We start from the raw sequence: 19,928 nt of genomic DNA, 5'->3' as shown, positions 1-19,928 counted from the left end.
TTTAAGGACTTAATTTTTCGAAGTAACTGACCAAGCCGTCAGTAAACCCCCAGAAAATTTTTAATAATAATATTCTAAATCACTTGCTACTGTTGGATAACCTAAAATCATTCTCTCCGCCTGAGCTTGCGAAATTTTTTGTTGAATCATCACGGTCAGTAGATTAATCACCTCATCAGCAAGAGGACTAACCGTTGAGGCTCCTACCAACTCATTCCGATTATTGACTGCTATCTTAATTTTTGCAAAAGGTGCATTAATGCGCTTGTAGGTATACCAAGAAGTTAAATCAAGCATTTTTACCTTTATATCCTCACCTGAAATTCGCCCGACTTGTGCCAATTTGGTTGGACCAAAAATAAGAGAAGGGATTACTGGATAGGTGATGGCTTTTTCTTCTTTTCCCGTAAGTAAACGAGCAAGATAAGTGCTCTCAAAGCTGGATACTGGTGTCAAATGTCCTTCTTTTTTTGATAAAACATCTCCTAACGCGTAGATTTTGGGATGAGTCGTTCTTAAAAATTCATCAACTTCAATTCCATGCGCATTCACAGCGACCTCCACGTTTTCAAGGGCTAGGTCTTTAAGGTTAGCTTCACGACCAATCCCTAGAACAACCAGACCTGTCTCCAATTCAAAACCTTTTGAATCCGTGATTTGATAACCTTCATCTTTTTGCACCACTTGATTTATTGAAACATTTTCAATAAATTCGATCCCCTCTGACTTGAGCGAGGCGATAAATACATCTCCTATCTCTTGATCGAAGTGACCGATTTTCGCTTCATGCCGTGAAATAATCGTGACCTTTGTCCCTGCAGCGTGCGCCAATTGTGCAAGCTCTAGTGAGACAGGACCCATTCCTAAAAAGGTCATGTGACTTGGAAGATGAGGAAGTGCTAAGAAATCATTACTCGTTTTTAAAAATTCCGAGCCTTTGATTGCAAGATTTTTCGGACGACTCCCTGTCGCAATAACATATTGCTTGGCTTGATACGTTTTCTCGTTGATGACAACATCTCCATTACGGTTAAAAGAAGCTGTCCCATAAATTGTGGTAACCCCTGCTTTTTCTAATCCCTTGAGCATCTCCTTCTCATAAGGATCTGTTAAATTCAACTTGCGTGCCCGCATTTCTTCCCACTTCACACTTGGTTCTCCGACAATTCCCTGTCCTTGTAACCATTCAGCATGTTTTTTAGCTTCCACTACTGCCATCATCATTTTTGTAGGGTCACAGCCATAATTCGGACAAGTTCCACCCCATTTATCATTTTCAACAATCGCAACCTTTTTACCCGCTTGGTTGAGATGATGTGCCAATGCAATACCACCAGGTCCTGCACCAATAATCAATAGATCAAACATTTCTACCTTCTTTCTTTAGGGAACAAGTTTTAGAAAATTTTGCTTATTACAATTTATCCTTATTTTACTGTTTTTAACCCATTTTTAAAACTAATAAGTTTCAAACAAAAAATCAGTAGCCTTAACTACTGATTTCATGGTTGTCACTTGGAGTTTGCCATTCCAGATCAAGTACACGCTTTTTAGCTGTTTCAATTTCAATTTTGCGACGAGGGCGTGGTAAGAACTTTCTAATTTCATCATCATTATAGCCGACTTGTAACCTCTTCTCATCAACAACAAGGGGGCGTCTCAAAAGTGTCCGATTTTCTTCAATGATTTGAACGAGCTCATTTAGCTTTATTGTCTCAAAATCAATATTGAGACGTTGATAAGCCTGACTTCGCCGCGAAATAATGTCGACTGTTCCGTGTTCAGTCAAAGCCAATATTTCTAAGAGATCTTCTTTAGTGATCGGATCTGTGATTAGATTAATTTCTTGATAGGGCAGTTCATGCTTGTCCATCCAGTCCATCGCTTTTTTGCAAGAACTACAAGACGCTACAGTATATATCTTAATCATGTGGTCACCTCATTTTTATCTTAGTACTTTCTCATTTATATCTTATCTTTATTCTAACATAAAAATGAGATTTGTAAATATTTTTATGAGATAAAAATGAGCATTTAACTTATTTTTAACACTTGTGAAATAATTTTGTTATTTATCGCTTGTAAACACGCACCACACGATCTGAAATAAGACAGAGGACCTCATAGTTGATGGTTCCCCGCCAATCTGCGACGTCTGTGGCACTAATTTCTGCCACTCCGTCTTTTCCAATAAGCGTCACAACGGTTCCAAGTGGATAAGCTTGGTCAAGTTTAATCATCATCTGGTCCATTGAAACCCGCCCCACTATTTCACAATACTTCCCGTCAACTAAGACATGAAAACCTTGCATTGCTCTTGTCCAACCGTCTGCATAACCAAGGGATACAGTCCCAATCCAAGTGCTTTCGGAAGTTTCATAGGTTGCGCCATATCCCAGTGTCTCACCTGACTGGACTTGTTTAACATGGGTTAGCTCTGTTTTTAAAGAGAGCGCGGGCTCAAGTTCGAAGGGTAAAGGAAGTGTTTTTCCACTCGGATTAAGACCGTACATCGAAATTCCAAGTCGCTCAATATCCTGAACTTGGTGAGTATGCCATAGGGCAGATGCAGTATTGGTCGAATGTACATAGCGGGGTTTACGCCTGAGCGAATTGAGAAAAGCGCTAAAACGTTCCTGCTGGAGTTTAAATTTTTCTTCGTCTGCTTCATCTGCTGTTGCAAAGTGGGTAAAGATTCCCTCAAAAGTGATGCCAAACCGATCAAGAGTATCGATAATGGCATTTGCTTCTTCAACCTCACGCACGCCAATACGACCCATTCCAGAATCCACCGCAACATGCACTTTTAATTTTGTAAGGTCTATATCTTGTGCAACGACAAGTATAAGCCAAGCAAGACTTGGGACGGTCAGTGTGATATCATGCTGGAGCGCTAAATTTACTGTTTCGGGTACAATCCCTGAAAGAATGAGTACAGGCTTGGTCACTAGATTTTCTCGAAGTTCGAGCGCCTCATCAAGATTAGAAACACAGAAACCCTCAACCTCTTTTTCAATAGCTTGAGAGACAGCAACAGCTCCATGTCCATAGGCATTCGCTTTGACTACACCCCAAATCTGCGGTTTGGGACCAAGATATTTTTTAAATTTCTTAATATTATTTTTTATCGCTACTAAATCAACTTCAGCAGTCGTATGACGATGCGGAGAAGCTTTCATTTTTTTAAATCCTTCCATGATAGAACCAATTGTTAAATAAAATTTATTTCACAGTAGAGCACACTTTTTCTTGATTGTAACTTGTTAAATTATTAGCCTAAATAGACAGAGAAAGTGACGTTACCGCCACTTTCTTAATTTTTTTCAAGAACGACAAAAGCAACGGCTTCTAAGTTACTGTGTGAAATGGAGAGGTGGACTTCACCTTCAAAGGGATGCTTTGAAAAATATGGTTTCCCTAAATGATCATTTTTAACTTCAAGATCGTGCATCCCAAGGGCTTTACTGATTCCCGTACCATAAGCCTTAGAAAAGGCTTCCTTTGCTGCCCAACGTCCTGCCAAGAATTCGGTCTGGCGCGCCTTAGAATGAAAACTTTTAAATTTTTCTAATTCCTCAGGTGTCAGGACTTGTTCAACAAAGCGTTCAGAACGTGTTAAAGCCTTTTGAATTCTGGCAAGTTCTACGTTGTCCACGCCCGTACCAAATACCATTTTTCTCTCCTATCTCCCAAAGGAATAGAACCTGATAGCTAAGCCATCAGGTCATTCCGTCACTAAAAATTTTATCTAAACTTGTCTATCTGTATCGCTTATTTTGTGAGTTCGTAAATTGCTTCAGCATAAATAACGGCTGCCTTAAAGATGTTTTCGACAGGTTTCATTTCGTTAGCTTGGTGCATTGAGTCTGGTTCGCCCTCAAACATTGCGCCATAAGCCACACCACGTTCCAAAAGACGACCAAATGTTCCGCCACCGATGATTGTTTCGTAGCCTTTAAGACCAGTGTGTTTTTCATAAACATCAATCAATGTTGACACAAGGGGATCTGACATTGGAACATAATGTGGAACATGAAGATGTTTTGAAAGTTCAACTTCAACAACACCATCAAGTTTAGCCAAGATTTCTTGCATACGTTCTGGACTATTTCCTTGTGGGAAACGGAAGTTAAGCGCGATTTTACCTTCAGAATTCTCATCAAATGACCAAACACCAGCGTTCATTGAAGTATTACCCATTAATTCATCAACATAAGCTGTTCCCAATTTTTCACCTTCATGGTCTTCAAGAAGTTTTTCAGCTCCAACTTTAATGAAAGCAGCAGCACCATCAGCAAAATTAAATTGGTTCAAGAATAAAGTAAGGTAAGTTGCTCCATTTACACCTTTTTCTGGCATCGCACCGTGTGCTGATTTACCATAAAGTGTAATTGTTGCTTTTCCTTCTGCTTCTTCGAGGTCAAAACGGAGATTTTTATCTGCATGTTCTGCTACGAATTTTTCCAACGCTGCTTGTAAATCTTTAGCACCAGAAATCACTGCAGTAGCAGATTCTGGGACCATATTTTCAGCAAGACCAGCTTTGAATGAATGAAGCACTACTTCACCAGCATTTTTCCCTGCGAAATGGAGGTATTCAGTAATATTTCCTTTTTCACCATTGATAATAGGGAATTCAGCATCAGGTGAGAAACCAAAATCTGGTTTTGGTAATTCACAATGCTCGAAGTAGTAGTCCATGTCTGCCCAACCCGTTTCTTCGTTAGTTCCCACGATGAAACGAATTTTTTTGCTCAATTTAACGTCAAGCTCTTTCAAAATTTTCAAACCATAATAGCAAGCCATTGTAGGGCCTTTATCATCTGAAGCGCCACGGGCATAAAGATTTCCATCACGGATTTCAGGTTCAAATGGATCAGAATCCCAACCAGAACCTGCAGGTACAACATCCAAGTGTCCAATAATACCAAGGACTTCAGCATCATCAGCTGCACCATTTTCGTATTCAAAATGACCAACATAGTTGTCATAATTTTTTGTTGAATAGCCGTCGCGTTCAGCGATTTTTAAAAAAGCATCCAAAGCTTTTCTTGGGCCAGGCCCGAAAGGATTTTCAGCGTCAGCGTGAGCTTTATCCTCTGCAGAATTGATGCGTAAAAGACTGTAAAGGTCCTCCATGAGCGCATCTTTACGTTTGTCAACTTCAGCTGCAAAATCAATTGTTGTCATTTAAATTCTCCTTGAAATAATATACTTACAATTATATCAAATTTTCAGTCTTTCTTGGTGTTTTCACATGATTAATAAAATTATTTTTCTTTGGTCAACATTTCGAACATTTTAACTTGAGGGCCAGCAAGTGGTATTGCTGACAGATCGGTCAGCCACATTTTTTCTTCTGATAGATGATTTTCGGTAAGTTGGAAATGTTCTTCTGGCTGAGCTTTGACCAGCACAATATGCCATTTTTGATGTGAAAAAATATGTGTGAAATTTCCGACATAAGTCAGCTTGGAAATACTTTCTGGCAACTCAGGCAGGAGGGCGTTGTTGCTGACAGCTCCGTCAGTAACTATTTTCTCAAAATCTTCTCCTGACAACTTGGTCAGCGGAAAAGTCCACATATTGGCCAGAAGTCCAGACTCAGGCCGTTTTTCTAGATAATATTCTCCCGCAGCATTTTGAAGTGCAAAGGCTGTAAAATAGAGATCCTTTTGCTTTATTTTCTTCGTTTTGATGGGAAAATTCAGTTGGGCCCCTTTAGCTCGACTTTGACAAAACTCGGCGAGGGGACAAGCAGCACACAGTGCAATTTTGGGCTTACAGACAGTAGAGCCCAAATCCATAAGCGCTTGGTTGAAATCCCCTGGACGTTCAGATGAAATCAGCTTTCGTAAAACTTCATCGAATGCTTTGCGCGATTTTGCTTGGGAAATATCGTCAGTCATTTCAAAAACACGGCTCGTCACGCGCATAAGGTTTCCATCAATTGCGGGTTCAGGTTGACCATAAGCAATGGAAGCAATGGCTGCAGCTGTGTAAGGGCCAATCCCCCTTAATGACTGAATATCTGACAAATGCTCAGGAAAAATTCCGTCAAAATTGGTCACAATTTCTTGCGCTGCCAGTTTCAGATTGCGGGCTCGTGAGTAATAACCTAAACCTTCCCAAAGTTTCAACAATTCTGCATCATCAGCAGTTGCTAAGTCCATCAGCGTCGGATATTTTGCCATAAAACGCTCAAAATAAGGAATCACGGTCTCCACTTGAGTTTGTTGAGACATAATCTCCGATATCCAAATTTGATATGGCTCTGTTGTTTTACGCCACGGGAGTGGCTTCTTATGCTGATCATACCAGTCTAAAAGTGAATTTTGAAAGGCTGTCACTTGTTTTTTGCTTAGCTTCATCTTTCTATTATAATAAAAAAGTAGAAAAAACATCAGAACTTTTTACTGACAGCTTGGTCAGTAGTAGCTCTGATGTTTTATCCCTTATTTGTCTTAGAAAATAAGTTGACTTGCTACTTAATCGTTACTTTTTTATTTCGGGGACTTGATCTTTTAAGGATTCCCAATTATCGTCAGTAGCTTTAGGTTTTTCCAACGTAGCTTTGACCCGTTCAGCGACCTCATAAGGAACACCCGCATCAGCAACCTCCTGAACGGTAGCTTCCTCAATCGCTTTAAGATTTTTAAAAGTTGTCAACAATTTTTGCTTACGTTTTGGTCCTAAACCAACGATTCCATCCAGTTTACTGGAAAAGGTATTTTTCCCACGAAGTTGGCGATGGAAAGTAATAGCAAAACGGTGGACCTCATCTTGAATGCGAGTGAGTAAGAAAAATTCTTGCGACTGCCTCGATAAGGGGACTACCTCTAAAGGATCGCCAAAAAGCAATTCACTTGTTTGGTGTTTATCATTTTTTTGCATCCCTGCGACTGGAATTTTTGACAGCCCTAACTCACGTAAAACCTGTTTGGCTATGTTGACTTGACCTGCTCCTCCATCCATAGCTATTAAATCTGGCAAAGCTGTCCCTTCTCTTAACGCACGACTGTACCTACGCGTCATAACTTCCCTCATTGAAGCATAGTCGTCGGCGCCCACGACCGTTTTTATTTTGTATTTTCGATAATCCTTCTTGGAAGGTTTTCCATCGATAAAAACAACCATTGCTGATACAGGAGATGTTCCCATAATGTTGGAATTATCGAAGGATTCAATCCGCACTGGTTTTGGAATTCCTAAAATTTTACCCAGATTTTCTACAGCCTTTGTCGTTTTCAACATGTCTCGCTCAGCCACATCAAACTTGAGTTGCAGTTGGGTTTGAGCATTTTTCATCGCCATATTTACCAGCTGCTTTTTCTCCCCCCGACTGGGTTGGATGATTTTAGTTTTTGCGAGTAAACTGGACAAACGTTTTTCTGAAGATAATTCTTTATCTAATTTGACAATCGATTGTTCTACATCCTGTTGGTCGGAAAATTTTACAGTTTTCGCCGTAAATACTTTAGCATCCACGGCACGCGCTTGTGCTTTTGTCAAACTATTTTCTGCTTGGCTCGCAGCCACCACAGCTTCTACAGAGGCCTTGTCCACATTTTGAGGGATAAAAATTTCTCTTGGCATCATGTGATTATTTTCTTGATAAAATTGTCCGATGTACGTTAAAAAGTCTTCTTCAGCTTCATTGTAATAAGGAAACATATTGACATCACGCTGAATCAGTTTTCCTTGGCGTACAAAGAAAACTTGCACACACATCCAACCTTTATCCACATAATAACCAAAGACATCTCGGTCTTGCAAATCTTGATTCATGACTCTCTGCTTAGTTCGTAAAGTCCCAATCGCTTTAATAATATCACGATACTCAGCTGCCTGCTCAAACTCCATTTTATTAGAAGCTACCAGCATTTTAGACTCTAATTCTTTAATAATTTTCTGATCAGAACCCGTTAAAAATTCCTTCACTTCTTGAGTCATCTCTTTAAAAACTTGAGGGTCCACATGATTAACTACTGGACAAAGACACTGGTGAATATGAAAATAAAAACACACCTTTTTTTCATGTAGACCACACTTACGAAAAGGAAAAATCCGATCTAAAAGTCGCTTTACTTCATTAGCCGCCCTCACATCAGGATAAGGACCAAAATAAGTTGCCCCGTCTTTTTGTACCTTACGAACAACCAACAACCGTGGGTACTTTTCATTCGTGATTTTCAAGAATGGATAGTACTTATCATCCTTGAGCATGATATTATACTTAGGCTTATAACGTTGAATCAGGTTGATTTCTAAAACTAAAGACTCAATGTTGGAATCGACAACAATCCATTCCAAATCCTCAATTTCTGAAACCAATAGTTCAGTTTTTGTATTGTGTGAGCCGTGAAAATAAGAACGGACTCGATTTTTAAGATTCTTAGCCTTTCCGACATATATAACTGTGCCATTTTTATCTTTATGTAAATAGCACCCCGGACTATCGGGGAGCAACTCTAACTTCGCTTTAATCGTTTGATTCATATGCCTAGTATAGCATACTATGCCAACAAGGTTCAATAGGATTCCAATCAGCACGATGTTAATCTATAGATCAAACCTCTTTGTCAAGCTTCCTCGCGAATTAGATATATCCTAATACGAAATTGAATTTTCGAGTGTCCACCTAAGTGGTGCTTGAAAAGTTCCAGAAATTAGAGTGTCGGTAACTTTAACTCGTAAGTAAATGTCTGCCGTTTGTAAATCAGCACTCAAATTTGGTATGCCACTGCTATTTTGCTTGGCAATAACCTGACTTTCGCTACTAATCGTCAAACCAGGAATCATCGTCCCTGGAGTCATAAACAAAATTTCTGTCCCTTGTTTTTTTATACCTAGATTTCCTGTACCAACTTCTAAAAAATCTCCTAATACCGCTTCAAGTTGCCATGTTCCTTCACTAGTATTAGTTACTGATATCTTTTGATTATTACTAGCCCCCTCAGTTGTTAGTTCAGATGTATCAAATGAATGCCCATCATACTTGAAATAAATATAACCTGATTCATCCTTCAAACGATAAATCTCATTTAAGGTCAAAGTTTCAAATCCTAAATTTGGGACCTCGTCTAAAGTTGCAATGCCTTTAAAATCCACGCAGACGTAGTAAATATCCGAATTGTTACCTTCTTGATCAACTGCATAAAATACAATCGTATAATTGGCTATAGGCAAATCACTCGTATCATATTCATAAATAAAATTATCAAATGTATGTTCTAAATCTACTCGCTCTTGTGTAGTAAGAACCTCATCTAAAGAAGGATTTATTTGGTAATCTCTAGCTTCTCCTCGTGTCAACAATCCCGAAGTGTAGAGTGCAACTGAAGTAGAATTTTCATCATTTATCTGAATATCTAGATATATATTACGCCTTTGACGATATTCCACTGAATTTATTTCTGAGATCTCTAATGAATTGTATAGACCCTGATTAGAAATTGTAGGGGGCCAACTCTCCACTATTAAATAATAATTGTTAAAATAAGAAGTATTTCCAGCAACTGCCTCGTTAGAATACACATTTCCTCGCCAAACTGCAGCAACTGGAACATTTTTAGACACATTCTGATTTAAACTTATCTCCTCATATTTTGCGGAAAAAGTGATGTTATATGTATTTCCCGCTTCTATAGCTGGAAGAGATATAAGCAGTGAATTTTCTTCTCTATTATACTTTTGCTCCTCTCCCGAAATAAGAACCTGATTATCGACCACTGATAATTCTTTTGGAAGTTCAATACTAACCTCACTCCCTTTTTCCAACTCTGTAATGGAAGAGCTTCCCTTATATTCTATTGTGGTTGAATAATCAATTGTTTGATCTGTTGATACAATTTGAGGGGTAATTGTTTGAGTATGGCTGTCGGTTAGGGTATTGCTTTCTACACTTGTTTTGATTGATAAGTCTAAATCAATTAAGCCTTTTACGTCGATAAATGAGATGGCCTTTTCCTGTGCATATCCACCATTAGAAGCAGTAAAACCAAAATAAACCGGTGCATTATTAAAGATTTCTGGATCAGACATAAAATTTTCATCAAATTTAAGTGTAGTGTCCACCCCAAAATCCGCAACTATATATCTTAATTGTTGGGTGATGGCAGTGTACTGTACAGTAAACTCATGCCATTGCCCATCTGATAGATCATTAACATAGGCTACATCATTATGATTGAGCACTTTGTCTGCCCGCAGTAAACCTCCTGCACTATAATAAGAGGCTGACTTTCCTGAATAGGCCCAAGCAATGTGATGACTATCTGAAAGATCTTTATCCATCTGCTTATCTCCACCTGCCCAACTATTATTATAAAAGGTATCAAATTCAATTGCGAAACCATTCTGAATGGCCCCCTTTTCAAGAGGATTTGTTTCTTCAGTATCCGCCCATACGCCTAAAGTCGGCCCTGTTTGATCCGCTAATGCACTAAGCCCTTGGCTTTGCATAACAAATGCTATCCCATCACTGTCATTTGCAGTATTCTCAATATAAATTGCCATCGTCAATGAAAAATCAGTTTGAAAATTTATGGGCTGTTTAAACCAGACGGCACCACTTGATGATGTTTGGCTGTTATTTATTTGAACATAATTGTAACCCTCCTCTCCTTTTACTTCTCCTGCTTGTCCCACTGTACTAATCATATTATCTGATAAAGGCAAGGTAGAAAAGGTGGGTTGAACAACGCTTGCAAAAATTTTAGTGGGGAGGCCTAGAGTAAACAATATGAAAAAGCAACTAAAAATTAGACGAGCTATAGCATTGCAATATAACGGTCTTAACTTCACTTTACTCCTCCTTTTCATTCTTAGTTTTCTTTCTGAAACATATTAATATCAATATTATCACTAGCAATAATAGGATTATAAACAATAGTATATAGAAATGATTTCTATTGTTTTGATATTTTTTAGAATATATTGTACGTCTATTAATACTATCTACTTCCAGCTTTGTCAAGGTAAATTGTTTTTCAAAAATCCATTCCCCACGCTGAGAAATTATTTTTAAGAATAATGTATAATCTCCACTCTCTACAGTTTTTTCATCGAAATTTATAGGAAGATTAATTCTTGAATTGGGAGCCATCTGATAACCGAAAAGTTTGATGCTTCCGACTTTCTCACTTTTTTTATTCTCTATATAGCCTTGAATATTGATCCCACCAAAAGCTATGGGTTGATTATTTTGAATTTCAACTGAAGTAGCAGCTTCTCCATTAAAAACGATTGGCTTAACACTCTTTAAGTGCAAAACTGGATTAATTGCTGTTAGATTTTGCCTTAATCTTACTCCAATTACCATTTGATATTTATTTTCTAATACTAGAGAAGTTTGTTTTTTCTTAACTTTGTCACTCACTTCACCTAATATTTGTTCGATTTGAAAAGCTCCCATAATCTCTCCCGGAAAACTTTTGTTACTTATATCTATTTCAAAAGTTACAGAAATCGTTTCACCTGAAGGGATTTGAACCGTTTGATTCTTTTCTTTAACCAAATTAGTAAATGAAATACCATTGTTCTCTTCACTTATCTTATCTTCATTATAGGTGATTAAACCATTGTTATTTGTAAAACTATTCAACGGCTTAAGGTTAACATTAATGGCCTTATTTGTAGTATTTTTTACATTCATTTGTAATTTCTGATTTGTATCTGAACGAACTAGCAAATCAAAGTAAGTCACATCAGATAGTTGATTGGCTGGTTGTATCGGAGTCACAATAAAATCTGTGGTGTCAGCGAAGATATGTTTTGTAAAGAAGCCCATACTTAAAAATATCCCCACAACTAAAAGTAATTTTTTGACATTTTTCAAATCTGAATCTCCTATGTTGCTGTAATAATATTAGTGATATAAAAACAGTTGCACTATAAGTGCAGCTGTTCAAATTATTGTTGGGGAGAATATGCATCATAAAGCGACCATGTTAGATCAGCTTGATAGCGACCTGATATGATATCCTGTTGCTTAATAGTTAAATTAGTTGTTGTACCATCAAAGGTAAATTCATTGGTTCTCAGTCCTTTACCTGAATTAGCAGATAAAAGCTCTACCTCACCATTACCCGGAATAATAGAAAGTCCCACGGGAGCATTTCCTGTGAAGTCTTCTGGTACTTCTGGAATAATATTTAATTCCGACTGTGCTAAAATGATTTCTGTATTAGAAGAATTTTTAAGTTCTCCCAAATCTAGTCTCAAAGACCATCCATCGGAGTTGGCCCCTCTATAATCGGAGATTTGTGTATTAAGCTCTATATTGTCAGTTGCGCTTGTATTAGTTACATTACCATTAATAACTGGGAGTACAACATCCCCATTAGCAATCGCCTCGACGCTTGATGTACCAAAATTAAAATTAGCGACCTTATCCAAAGTTAACGTTCCGGGAGAAATTTGCACCTCCACTCCGCTCGTTATCTCTGCACTTGGATTAGCCTCGGCAGCATATACGTCTATCTCAGTTGTTATTGAAAGCAACACTGGAGCTATCCCCATATATTTTATTAGATTTTTCAAGAATTTACCCCTTCTCTCATTTAAATTTTAGTCATAGCAACTTACCAGTGAATCAGCGAGGCAAACCACTCAACCCATTAGTAAGATATATAATATAATATAGCCAATTTTCAGAAATATATATACTACAAAACAATGGTTTATAATATAAAATAGGGTTCCTAAAACAAAATTATGCTTTCCTCTGGGGATATTGATTTTTTATTCACATTTTATATGCTAGAATATTTTATAAATAAAACTTCAGAGGAGAAAATTATGGAGAACAAGATATTACACTACTGCATAAAAAATCTTTATGAAATATTAAATATCCCTATAGCCTTAATTTCTGAAGAGTTTGAGATTTTCTTTCCAGTTCCTCTCTCTAATCAGATAAGAAGCATTTACGATAAAAATAAAGACATTGATAATATACTATTAATAGATGGTTCTGATAAATTGTGGGCTATTTTACCAATTAATTTACTTTCACAGCCAAAAATCATAATAATAGTTGGTCCCTATAATATTTCAATAAAGAATATCAGTAGGGAGAATAAAAGTTATCTTCGTTCAGTTATTCATTTAATTTATACCATTGTTGCACAAAAACTTCCTGATGTGCACCAACAATGGTTAAACTTTGATAACGAGGATATGTTAAAAATAGAGCATGCTTTTAAAAACAATTTGAACGCAAGACGTATTGAAGATAGCCATCTTGACTCGATTGAAATAGAAAAAAGATATATCGAAGCGATTAGAAGAAATGAAAAAGAGAAAGTAGAATGGCTATTTAACAAAGTCAAAGAGGCATATTTTGTAGAACTATCATCGAATAAAATAGAGAGCTTAAAATATAAATTTGTCTCATTAATTGCCCTTGTAACCCGTGTCAGTATAAATTGTGGTGTATCAGAAATAGAGGCTTATAGCCTGTCAGATGCGCTTATACAAAACATGGAAAACGTCCAAAAAATGGTCGAATGTATTAAACTTATTAAAGAAGGGTCTTTCGCATTTATGAATCTCATTCATAACGCACCTTATTCTAAGAAAACTCCTTTAGTTAAAGAGATGATTAACTTTATAAACATACATCTTTATGAGAAAATTACGCTGTCAGAGCTTGCTTTCTACCTAGGAAAACATCCATCTTATATTTCTTCTGAATTTAAAAAAGAAATGGGAGAAACTATACAGCAATTTATAAAAAGAAAAAAAATAATCGAATCAAAACATCTCTTATTATTCACTGATAAAAGCTATAAAGATATAGCGTTAACATTAAGTTTTTCAAATCAAAGCCATTTTATCAAACTATTCAAATCGCACGAAAATATCACTCCTTTAGAGTTTCGCAAGAAATATTTATCAACTAAAATATTTTAAAATAACTTAAGTCAAACGTAATTTAATTTCTAATTAATTTAGAAAATATAATAAAAACCTTATATCTTTTGAGTATAAGGTTTTTATTATATTTCCACATAGAGAGACTTATTTTTATCCAAAGCTTATTACCCTTATTTAAGGAGGAATCTTAAATCGTATGAGTAACAGTTATAACCTGAACTGTATTTCCCTTTTATCTAGATTTTTGAGTCTTCTTCGCCCTTTGAAAGCTTTATTTATATTCTATTAAGACCCCTTTGAAATTTATCACACCACTTTCCCCCTCCATTCCAATAGAATTAATAACAAATTTTGTTTTTTCCATTAACTTTAGCACAATACAGTTTCTCATCTACTTTTGTCAAAATATCGCGGAATTTTATTTTCTCAGATATTTCATAAACTCCAATAGATATTGATACTTTAAACTCAATCTCTTTGTATTTGAAGTTATAATCTACCACCTCAAGTCTAATCTGCTCCAATAGTTCATTAATATTTTTATTAGTTTTTTTTCTAAACAAAATATAGAACTCGTCGCCACCATATCTGAATAGCTGTGCCTGGATATTATCTTCAGATAAGATGTTTTCTATTATTCTACATATTTTATTTAAAACATCATCTCCTATGCTATGACCATAGTTATCATTTATACTTTTAAATGAGTCAATATCGAATAAAGCTAAGGAAAAAGGAATAAACTCCTTACCATCCAAAATCAGCTCCAAATCCTCATAAAATTTCCGAATATTAGAGACCCCTGTTAGCATGTCAATATAACTATGTTTTTTCAATTTAGAAAATTCTTCTGTTACGATTTCAAGGAGCTTGATGACTATTTTACTTAAAACAAGCAAGAATATAGATTTCATAAACACCGCGACTAGGTATATATAGCTAAAAGAAAATTCTGAAAGGCATATTATTTCTACGATTACCGTAACACCAATACTTAAAGAAAAATATAGGTAATATTTTTCCATAATTATAGCCCTCTTCCTAATAATAATGCAAGTCAGATACCAAAATAGCAGCAGACTCAAAATAATTAGGAAACTTGAACGAAAGTTTAGCCCCCATATATGTATATATACAAAGTAATAGATTAACAATAATAATAATACCGAATATTCTTTGTACCTATAGTACTCACTTATCATATAGTAAATAAAAAGTGACGTGAAGTAAAGTGCTCCATCATTTAGGAGATAAGTGTGGGTAGTTGGTGATAAGATATCTAATTTAACGAACAGTATTTTTAAAGTTAACCCACAAGTTGTAAAAAGGATAGTAAAAATAAACCACTCAAGCTTTGTGTCCTTATTTAAGTGGGAACGCTGCCTTTGGATAGTATTTTTCACTAAAAAGTCAAAACCTAAAATTGATGGAATAAGAAGTATTTTGATAAAGAAATTATCTCCTAATATTGAATTAATTAAGCTCATTTTATATATGTCTTTTCCTTCTTTTATAGTGATTCAAAATGGATGAGGTTTACTATAATAAAAAGTTTGCTGATACCATTCTCTAGGAAATAAAGCAAATAGTTTTTCATTTTCTACTGCTTCAATAACGATTTCCTTTCCTAAAAAAGAGAAGCTTTCAACTATCGAAGACAAAAATACTGCTAATTCTTTGTTATCTAAAAACTTCTTAAATTTTAATACCGAAATTTTAACTCTTGTTATAACTTCACGTAACGTGAACAAAAATTCATATGAATTTATACCTGTTAAAAAGTCATCTAATGCAAATTCATAACCTAAATCTTTTAATCTGATTAATTTATCAATAAATTTTTTGTCACTTAGCGCTAATTCAGCACCTTTATAAAAATTTTCTGTTATTTCGATTTTTAAGCGGTCTTTAAATTCAAAATTTTCAAGAAATTCTATCGTATGCGAGTAATTGAGTTCTTGATAATCAAAATTTACTGTGTAAGTATTTGTATCCTTCGTTAATTTTTCTCGAAGTAAGTTTCCGATATGCTTCATATACAATTTGTGATATATTTCATAAGACAATATCTTAGTAAATAATGTTTGTGGAAAATAGTAATTATCACCCTTTTTATACCTCAGCAAGAGCTCATACTCCTCATACCCTTGATTTTCTTTATAAATTCTTTGTCTAAAATAACATAATTTTCCAATTTCTTGTGATACTTCCATTCTTATTTACTCCTATCATGCGGAATTCTTTGCTATTACCTAAATACCACAATTTTACTTTCTAACCTTTGATTACTCATAAGATTTTTCAAGAAGCCTTCTCTTTATGTAAGCTTCTTGCATGTAGACAGTCCTTGAAACCAGTTTATTTCATAAACATAATTTCAAAAATAATAATACAAAGTCCGATGATTGATACACCAGACATTATCCAAATCAGTGTATCTATGACTACCTCTAGCCTATCAACTATTCCTTTTAACATAATTTTCCTTTCTAGAATTATTTTTTTAATTTTTCCACTATTCTTTTTAAAATTTATTTACCTTAATGCTATAAATATTAAATATATTGGTTCAAAACTAATAACATTAATTCGTATCTTTTTTAGTATTACGAGCAAATTGAAATAGCCCTATAAAGATATCATAAATTTTGGAGGGGAGAATAATAGTCTTGTATTTGAGATTAAATTCATTTTTAATTATAAAAAGAGAATTTTTAAATATAGGAGCCAATAAGTAGATAATAATAATAAAAATTCCCTTTTTGAGAGGGATATTTTTTTGACAATTATTAAATATATAATTTAACTTACGTACATAAATGATAGGCACAATCCTACCTATATATACACTAAGAAAGGAGGAAACTAGTAAACTTACTTCTAGTTTTAAAATATGAAAAAAATTATTAAAGAATATCTGATTATAATTCTTGGTGCTGCATCTATTGCATTTTCAATAAATTGTCTCGCCATTCCTAACAATTTGGGAGAGGGAGGAGTCCCAGGTTTATCGGCTATGGGTGTCTACCTATTCAATATCCCGGCAAGTATAAGTAATCTCGTATTAAATACTATAATAATTACCGTCGGGTATCGTTATTTCAGCAAATCACTTATTTTAAAAACTTGTCTAGTCGTCATAATAAGCACCCTTTTTTTAAACTTTATGGCTCCCATACACCTTACCGTCACTTATCCTATCTTAGCATCTATCTTAGCTGGTAGCTTTATGGGAGGAGGAATCGCACTTGTTTATCTAGGTAATGCAACTTCTGCTAGTGGAAGTATGATTGCAAAGATATTGGAAATGAAGTTTAAATTAAAAAAAAGTTATGGGCTACTAATTTCAGATCTTTCGGTAATTATTCCTTCAAGTATTTTTTTAGGAGTTGATCGTACCCTTCTCACAATAATATCAGTATATGTCTCTTCTAAAGTTTTGTATTTTATTATCGAAAGTGACTCACTGGTAGATCTAAGAACTATACTAGAACAGTAAGGAGAGACATATGCTTACGATAAATGTATATATGACTAAGTACGAACTCGAAATGAAAAGGGAACTCGCTCAGACTGTAGCGCAGACTTTTCAACAATTTACAACTTATAAAGTCGTATGTTTCATTCATGAAATCGACAAAGAATGTATCTCTGATGACAGCGGAGAAAGGAATTTTGTAAATATTCAGATTTTTACAGATCCAGGGGAATTTAATATGAGACGATTATTTCCAGCATTGGAAGCTCTACAAAAATTGATAGAATCCCTCACCCCACTACCCTCTGCAAGTTCTCCTAGGGTCTCGATTAGTGTCGTGGAAAATCATTCATTATTATGAACTTAGTAGTAACTCTCTACCCTTTTATAAAATTAGGAAGAGAAATGTATATTGACAAATTTAAGAAATAATATTATTTTATAATTCATAGTTTAAATATTAGGAGGTCCGTAAGTGGCTTATAAAAAATATGGTGATATATTCAGAACTCTAAGGAAGCAAAGAAAATTTCCTATATATCATTTTGAAAAATTAGGAATTTCAAAAGCAACTTTAGCAAAATTTGAGCGTGGAGAATCTATGATGGGTTTTGATCGCGTCGTGATAGCTTTACACGAATTGGGAACTTCTTTAGAAGAATATGAACAGTTTCTAAATAATTTCTTGATAAATGATAAAGAGTCTATTATTGCAGATATAGAACATGCAGAAATAATTGGAGATAAAGAAGAATTAATAAATCTTTCCGATAAAGCTGAACAACTGAACTTTCATCTTCTTGCGCTTTCTGCTAAGTCACTTTATAAATCCCTAAACCATGAAGAGGCTGAACAAATCATAGAATATCTTTTTTCTATAAATATTTGGGGTCTTACTGAACTTAATATTTTTTATTTCACACTAAAAAATTTTAGTGCTCGAGAGTTACAAATTATAATAAATTCTTTTCTTATAGAAAAACACCCACTTTTTGCGTCAGAAAAATATCGAAATTGCTTTCTTAAAGTGGCTTACAGAGCAAGCATACTTTTTAGCTCGCGCGGTTATTTGGATTCAGCAAAGTATATTATCGACTGCATAGACAATTACCATTTAGAGCATACACTTTTCAATCAAAATCTTAGAAATCTGACATTGGGTTATTGGAATTATTGTTTTAAAGATACTAAAAAAGGTTATCAACAAATTCAAGTAGCCCTAGATATCTTTAGTAATCTAGAAAAGCATGAAATAGCAAATTACTATCAGCACATGCTAAATTTGGATATTAGTTAACATTCGTAGGTTTAAATATAAAAAGAGCTACCAGGCTCTTTTTATATTTAAAATTATTTACTTATAGATTAAGTAAAAATCCTCAAACTTATTGAAAAAATCATTGAGAATAGATGTACCATTATTAAGTAAGTTTTATTACTATCTCCCCATGTAAAGCTAATTTGGTAGACATTTTATACTGTCAGAGATTCGGAAAGTATGACAGTGTACTTTCTATTTGTATTGATTTATGAAGTTTAGTGTTTGGACGTAGCAATCCTTTGCTTCTGATTTAGAGTAATCAAATTGGTATTCATGAGTAATTTCTTTCTTAGTTTTATTAAAGAACAAACTTTGGACAGGTACTGAAAGTTGTTTTAACTTATCTTTAAATGTTAATCCCTGCTCTTGGAAGGAATAGGCATTCCCATCCGTAATATAAGTCGGAGGAAATTCACTTGTAAGATGCTTAACTAAACTCGCTTGTTTTAGCTGAGAGCTTGTTTTCCAGTTCTTAATCCCTAATTCAGACCAAGCGACTGTTCTCACAAAAAACTTCATAAAATTACTTGAGGTCTTCGTATTCTTTAATTGTTCTAAGTTTATCGGCCCACAATAGGATATCGTTGCTTTAATTCCCTCTCTTTTAATCAGTTGAGGAACTTTTAAACTGTCTCTATATTGTTCATTAGTTTGAGTCAAAGCAAACTGCAACGCAATCTGAGCACCTGCGCTATCTCCTCCTAAGATAATATTATTGAGCTTTAGCTTAGAAAGTTTTTCATTTTTTAGAGTCTTTACCAATTCGCTAACTTGGCGTAACTGATTAGGATATTTTGATTCAGGAGCTTTTTCATAATTCATAGACACTACTGCTATCTTTGCATCAGAAGCTAGTCTTGTCGCAAATTCTTTCACCCCTTCTTTATCTCCACCTACATAACCACCCCCATGCACCCAAATCAATACTGGTAACCGTTGGTTGTTATTCTTAGGAAGATATAGATCATAGGTATTATCTTTAAAATCCGAATCATAATGCTGGTTATAAGTAACTTCAACATTAGCTTTCGCTCTATTAAAAGATACTTTATCAGTAATTTTTACTTCAGAATTAAACAAATGTCTGATGAGTATTGCTCCAGGCTTAGGTGAAATATAAAAAGCAAACACAATTAGAATTAATATCCCAAATAACCCTAAAACACTTCTAAATAAGATCTTTTTCATTTTTTTATTATACCATATCGTTATATCATTCTAAATAACTTTCAAGTTATCCATTAGAAA

The 19,928-nt window shown here is 34.9% G+C and carries 17 protein-coding genes; 4 read left to right on the top strand and 13 right to left on the bottom strand.

Annotated elements, in window-relative coordinates; genetic code table 11:
• Nucleotides 1-60 precede the first annotated feature (60 nt).
• From JKP71_RS00800 to JKP71_RS00755, 10 genes are all read right to left on the bottom strand, one after another.
• A complete protein-coding gene (locus tag JKP71_RS00800) occupies nucleotides 61-1,368 on the bottom strand; it encodes a dihydrolipoyl dehydrogenase family protein (protein ID WP_200406671.1) in 1,308 nt (435 codons plus the stop codon).
• A 121-nt stretch (nucleotides 1,369-1,489) separates the two neighbouring features.
• Nucleotides 1,490-1,930 (bottom strand): Spx/MgsR family RNA polymerase-binding regulatory protein, encoded by a 441-nt coding sequence (locus tag JKP71_RS00795; protein WP_075524971.1) that lies wholly within the window; start codon nucleotides 1,928-1,930, stop codon nucleotides 1,490-1,492.
• Between the two features lie 142 nt (nucleotides 1,931-2,072).
• On the bottom strand, nucleotides 2,073-3,179 hold the full coding sequence (gene alr / locus JKP71_RS00790; RefSeq protein WP_200406883.1) for an alanine racemase: 1,107 nt from the start codon (nucleotides 3,177-3,179) through the stop codon (nucleotides 2,073-2,075).
• Nucleotides 3,180-3,313: 134 nt separating this feature from the next.
• Complete coding sequence (gene acpS / locus JKP71_RS00785; protein WP_075524973.1) at nucleotides 3,314-3,673, bottom strand: holo-ACP synthase; 360 nt, start codon at nucleotides 3,671-3,673, stop codon at nucleotides 3,314-3,316.
• Nucleotides 3,674-3,771: 98 nt separating this feature from the next.
• Nucleotides 3,772-5,190: a dipeptidase PepV gene (gene pepV, locus JKP71_RS00780; RefSeq protein WP_200406670.1), complete on the bottom strand. Its 1,419-nt coding sequence runs from the start codon at nucleotides 5,188-5,190 to the stop codon at nucleotides 3,772-3,774.
• An 80-nt stretch (nucleotides 5,191-5,270) separates the two neighbouring features.
• The gene (mutY, locus tag JKP71_RS00775) at nucleotides 5,271-6,371 is read right to left on the bottom strand and encodes an A/G-specific adenine glycosylase (protein WP_200406669.1); all 1,101 of its coding nucleotides are present in this window, start codon (nucleotides 6,369-6,371) and stop codon (nucleotides 5,271-5,273) included.
• 124 nt (nucleotides 6,372-6,495) lie between these two features.
• Entirely contained in the window at nucleotides 6,496-8,499 is a 2,004-nt protein-coding gene (gene uvrC / locus JKP71_RS00770; RefSeq protein WP_200406668.1) for an excinuclease ABC subunit UvrC, read from the bottom strand.
• A 111-nt stretch (nucleotides 8,500-8,610) separates the two neighbouring features.
• Entirely contained in the window at nucleotides 8,611-10,743 is a 2,133-nt protein-coding gene (locus JKP71_RS00765; RefSeq protein WP_200406667.1) for a lectin-like domain-containing protein, read from the bottom strand.
• Between the two features lie 64 nt (nucleotides 10,744-10,807).
• A complete protein-coding gene (locus JKP71_RS00760; protein ID WP_200406666.1) occupies nucleotides 10,808-11,839 on the bottom strand; it encodes a WxLIP family cell surface protein in 1,032 nt (343 codons plus the stop codon).
• 74 nt (nucleotides 11,840-11,913) lie between these two features.
• A complete protein-coding gene (locus JKP71_RS00755; RefSeq protein ID WP_200406665.1) occupies nucleotides 11,914-12,522 on the bottom strand; it encodes a WxL domain-containing protein in 609 nt (202 codons plus the stop codon).
• Nucleotides 12,523-12,801: 279 nt separating this feature from the next.
• Between JKP71_RS00755 and JKP71_RS00750 the strand changes: the two genes are divergently transcribed.
• The gene (locus tag JKP71_RS00750) at nucleotides 12,802-13,917 is read left to right on the top strand and encodes a helix-turn-helix transcriptional regulator (protein ID WP_200406664.1); all 1,116 of its coding nucleotides are present in this window, start codon (nucleotides 12,802-12,804) and stop codon (nucleotides 13,915-13,917) included.
• Between the two features lie 302 nt (nucleotides 13,918-14,219).
• On the opposite strand, the gene JKP71_RS00745 is transcribed toward JKP71_RS00750, so the two are convergent.
• Nucleotides 14,220-14,906 (bottom strand): GGDEF domain-containing protein, encoded by a 687-nt coding sequence (locus JKP71_RS00745; protein WP_075524981.1) that lies wholly within the window; start codon nucleotides 14,904-14,906, stop codon nucleotides 14,220-14,222.
• Nucleotides 14,907-15,401: 495 nt separating this feature from the next.
• Nucleotides 15,402-16,094 carry an EAL domain-containing protein gene (locus tag JKP71_RS00740; RefSeq protein WP_200406663.1) on the bottom strand — a complete coding sequence of 231 codons (693 nt, stop codon included), beginning with the start codon at nucleotides 16,092-16,094 and terminating at the stop codon, nucleotides 15,402-15,404.
• A 680-nt stretch (nucleotides 16,095-16,774) separates the two neighbouring features.
• Between JKP71_RS00740 and JKP71_RS00735 the strand changes: the two genes are divergently transcribed.
• The 3 genes from JKP71_RS00735 to JKP71_RS00725 all read left to right on the top strand — a co-directional run bounded on the left by JKP71_RS00735 (nucleotide 16,775) and on the right by JKP71_RS00725 (nucleotide 18,656).
• Entirely contained in the window at nucleotides 16,775-17,380 is a 606-nt protein-coding gene (locus JKP71_RS00735; protein ID WP_200406662.1) for a YitT family protein, read from the top strand.
• A gap of 10 nt (nucleotides 17,381-17,390) precedes the next feature.
• Nucleotides 17,391-17,720: a hypothetical protein gene (locus tag JKP71_RS00730; RefSeq protein WP_200406661.1), complete on the top strand. Its 330-nt coding sequence runs from the start codon at nucleotides 17,391-17,393 to the stop codon at nucleotides 17,718-17,720.
• Nucleotides 17,721-17,834: 114 nt separating this feature from the next.
• Nucleotides 17,835-18,656, top strand: coding sequence for an Rgg/GadR/MutR family transcriptional regulator (locus JKP71_RS00725; protein ID WP_200406660.1), 822 nt, complete (start codon nucleotides 17,835-17,837; stop codon nucleotides 18,654-18,656).
• Between the two features lie 216 nt (nucleotides 18,657-18,872).
• Here the strand turns inward: JKP71_RS00725 and JKP71_RS00720 are convergent, their stop codons facing one another.
• A complete protein-coding gene (locus JKP71_RS00720) occupies nucleotides 18,873-19,868 on the bottom strand; it encodes an alpha/beta hydrolase (RefSeq protein WP_200406659.1) in 996 nt (331 codons plus the stop codon).
• Nucleotides 19,869-19,928 lie beyond the last annotated feature (60 nt).

Source organism: Lactococcus taiwanensis (genome assembly GCF_014905395.1).
GTDB classification, from domain to species: Bacteria; Bacillota; Bacilli; order Lactobacillales; family Streptococcaceae; genus Lactococcus; species Lactococcus taiwanensis.
This window is presented reverse-complemented; position numbering and strand designations above follow the sequence as displayed.

Excerpts from the sequence above, each read along its gene's own strand:
- JKP71_RS00740 (WP_200406663.1), bottom strand. The coding sequence starts at position 16,094 with ATGGAAGTATCACAAGAAATTGGAAAATTATGTTATTTTAGACAAAGA.
- JKP71_RS00750 (WP_200406664.1), top strand. The coding sequence starts at position 12,802 with ATGGAGAACAAGATATTACACTACTGCATAAAAAATCTTTATGAAATA.
- JKP71_RS00735 (WP_200406662.1), top strand. The coding sequence starts at position 16,775 with ATGAAAAAAATTATTAAAGAATATCTGATTATAATTCTTGGTGCTGCA.
- JKP71_RS00795 (WP_075524971.1), bottom strand. The coding sequence starts at position 1,930 with ATGATTAAGATATATACTGTAGCGTCTTGTAGTTCTTGCAAAAAAGCG.
- JKP71_RS00745 (WP_075524981.1), bottom strand. The coding sequence starts at position 14,906 with ATGGAAAAATATTACCTATATTTTTCTTTAAGTATTGGTGTTACGGTA.
- alr (WP_200406883.1), bottom strand. The coding sequence starts at position 3,179 with ATGAAAGCTTCTCCGCATCGTCATACGACTGCTGAAGTTGATTTAGTA.
- pepV (WP_200406670.1), bottom strand. The coding sequence starts at position 5,190 with ATGACAACAATTGATTTTGCAGCTGAAGTTGACAAACGTAAAGATGCG.
- uvrC (WP_200406668.1), bottom strand. The coding sequence starts at position 8,499 with ATGAATCAAACGATTAAAGCGAAGTTAGAGTTGCTCCCCGATAGTCCG.
- JKP71_RS00800 (WP_200406671.1), bottom strand. The coding sequence starts at position 1,368 with ATGTTTGATCTATTGATTATTGGTGCAGGACCTGGTGGTATTGCATTG.
- mutY (WP_200406669.1), bottom strand. The coding sequence starts at position 6,371 with ATGAAGCTAAGCAAAAAACAAGTGACAGCCTTTCAAAATTCACTTTTA.
- acpS (WP_075524973.1), bottom strand. The coding sequence starts at position 3,673 with ATGGTATTTGGTACGGGCGTGGACAACGTAGAACTTGCCAGAATTCAA.
- JKP71_RS00730 (WP_200406661.1), top strand. The coding sequence starts at position 17,391 with ATGCTTACGATAAATGTATATATGACTAAGTACGAACTCGAAATGAAA.
- JKP71_RS00755 (WP_200406665.1), bottom strand. The coding sequence starts at position 12,522 with ATGGGGATAGCTCCAGTGTTGCTTTCAATAACAACTGAGATAGACGTA.
- JKP71_RS00720 (WP_200406659.1), bottom strand. The coding sequence starts at position 19,868 with ATGAAAAAGATCTTATTTAGAAGTGTTTTAGGGTTATTTGGGATATTA.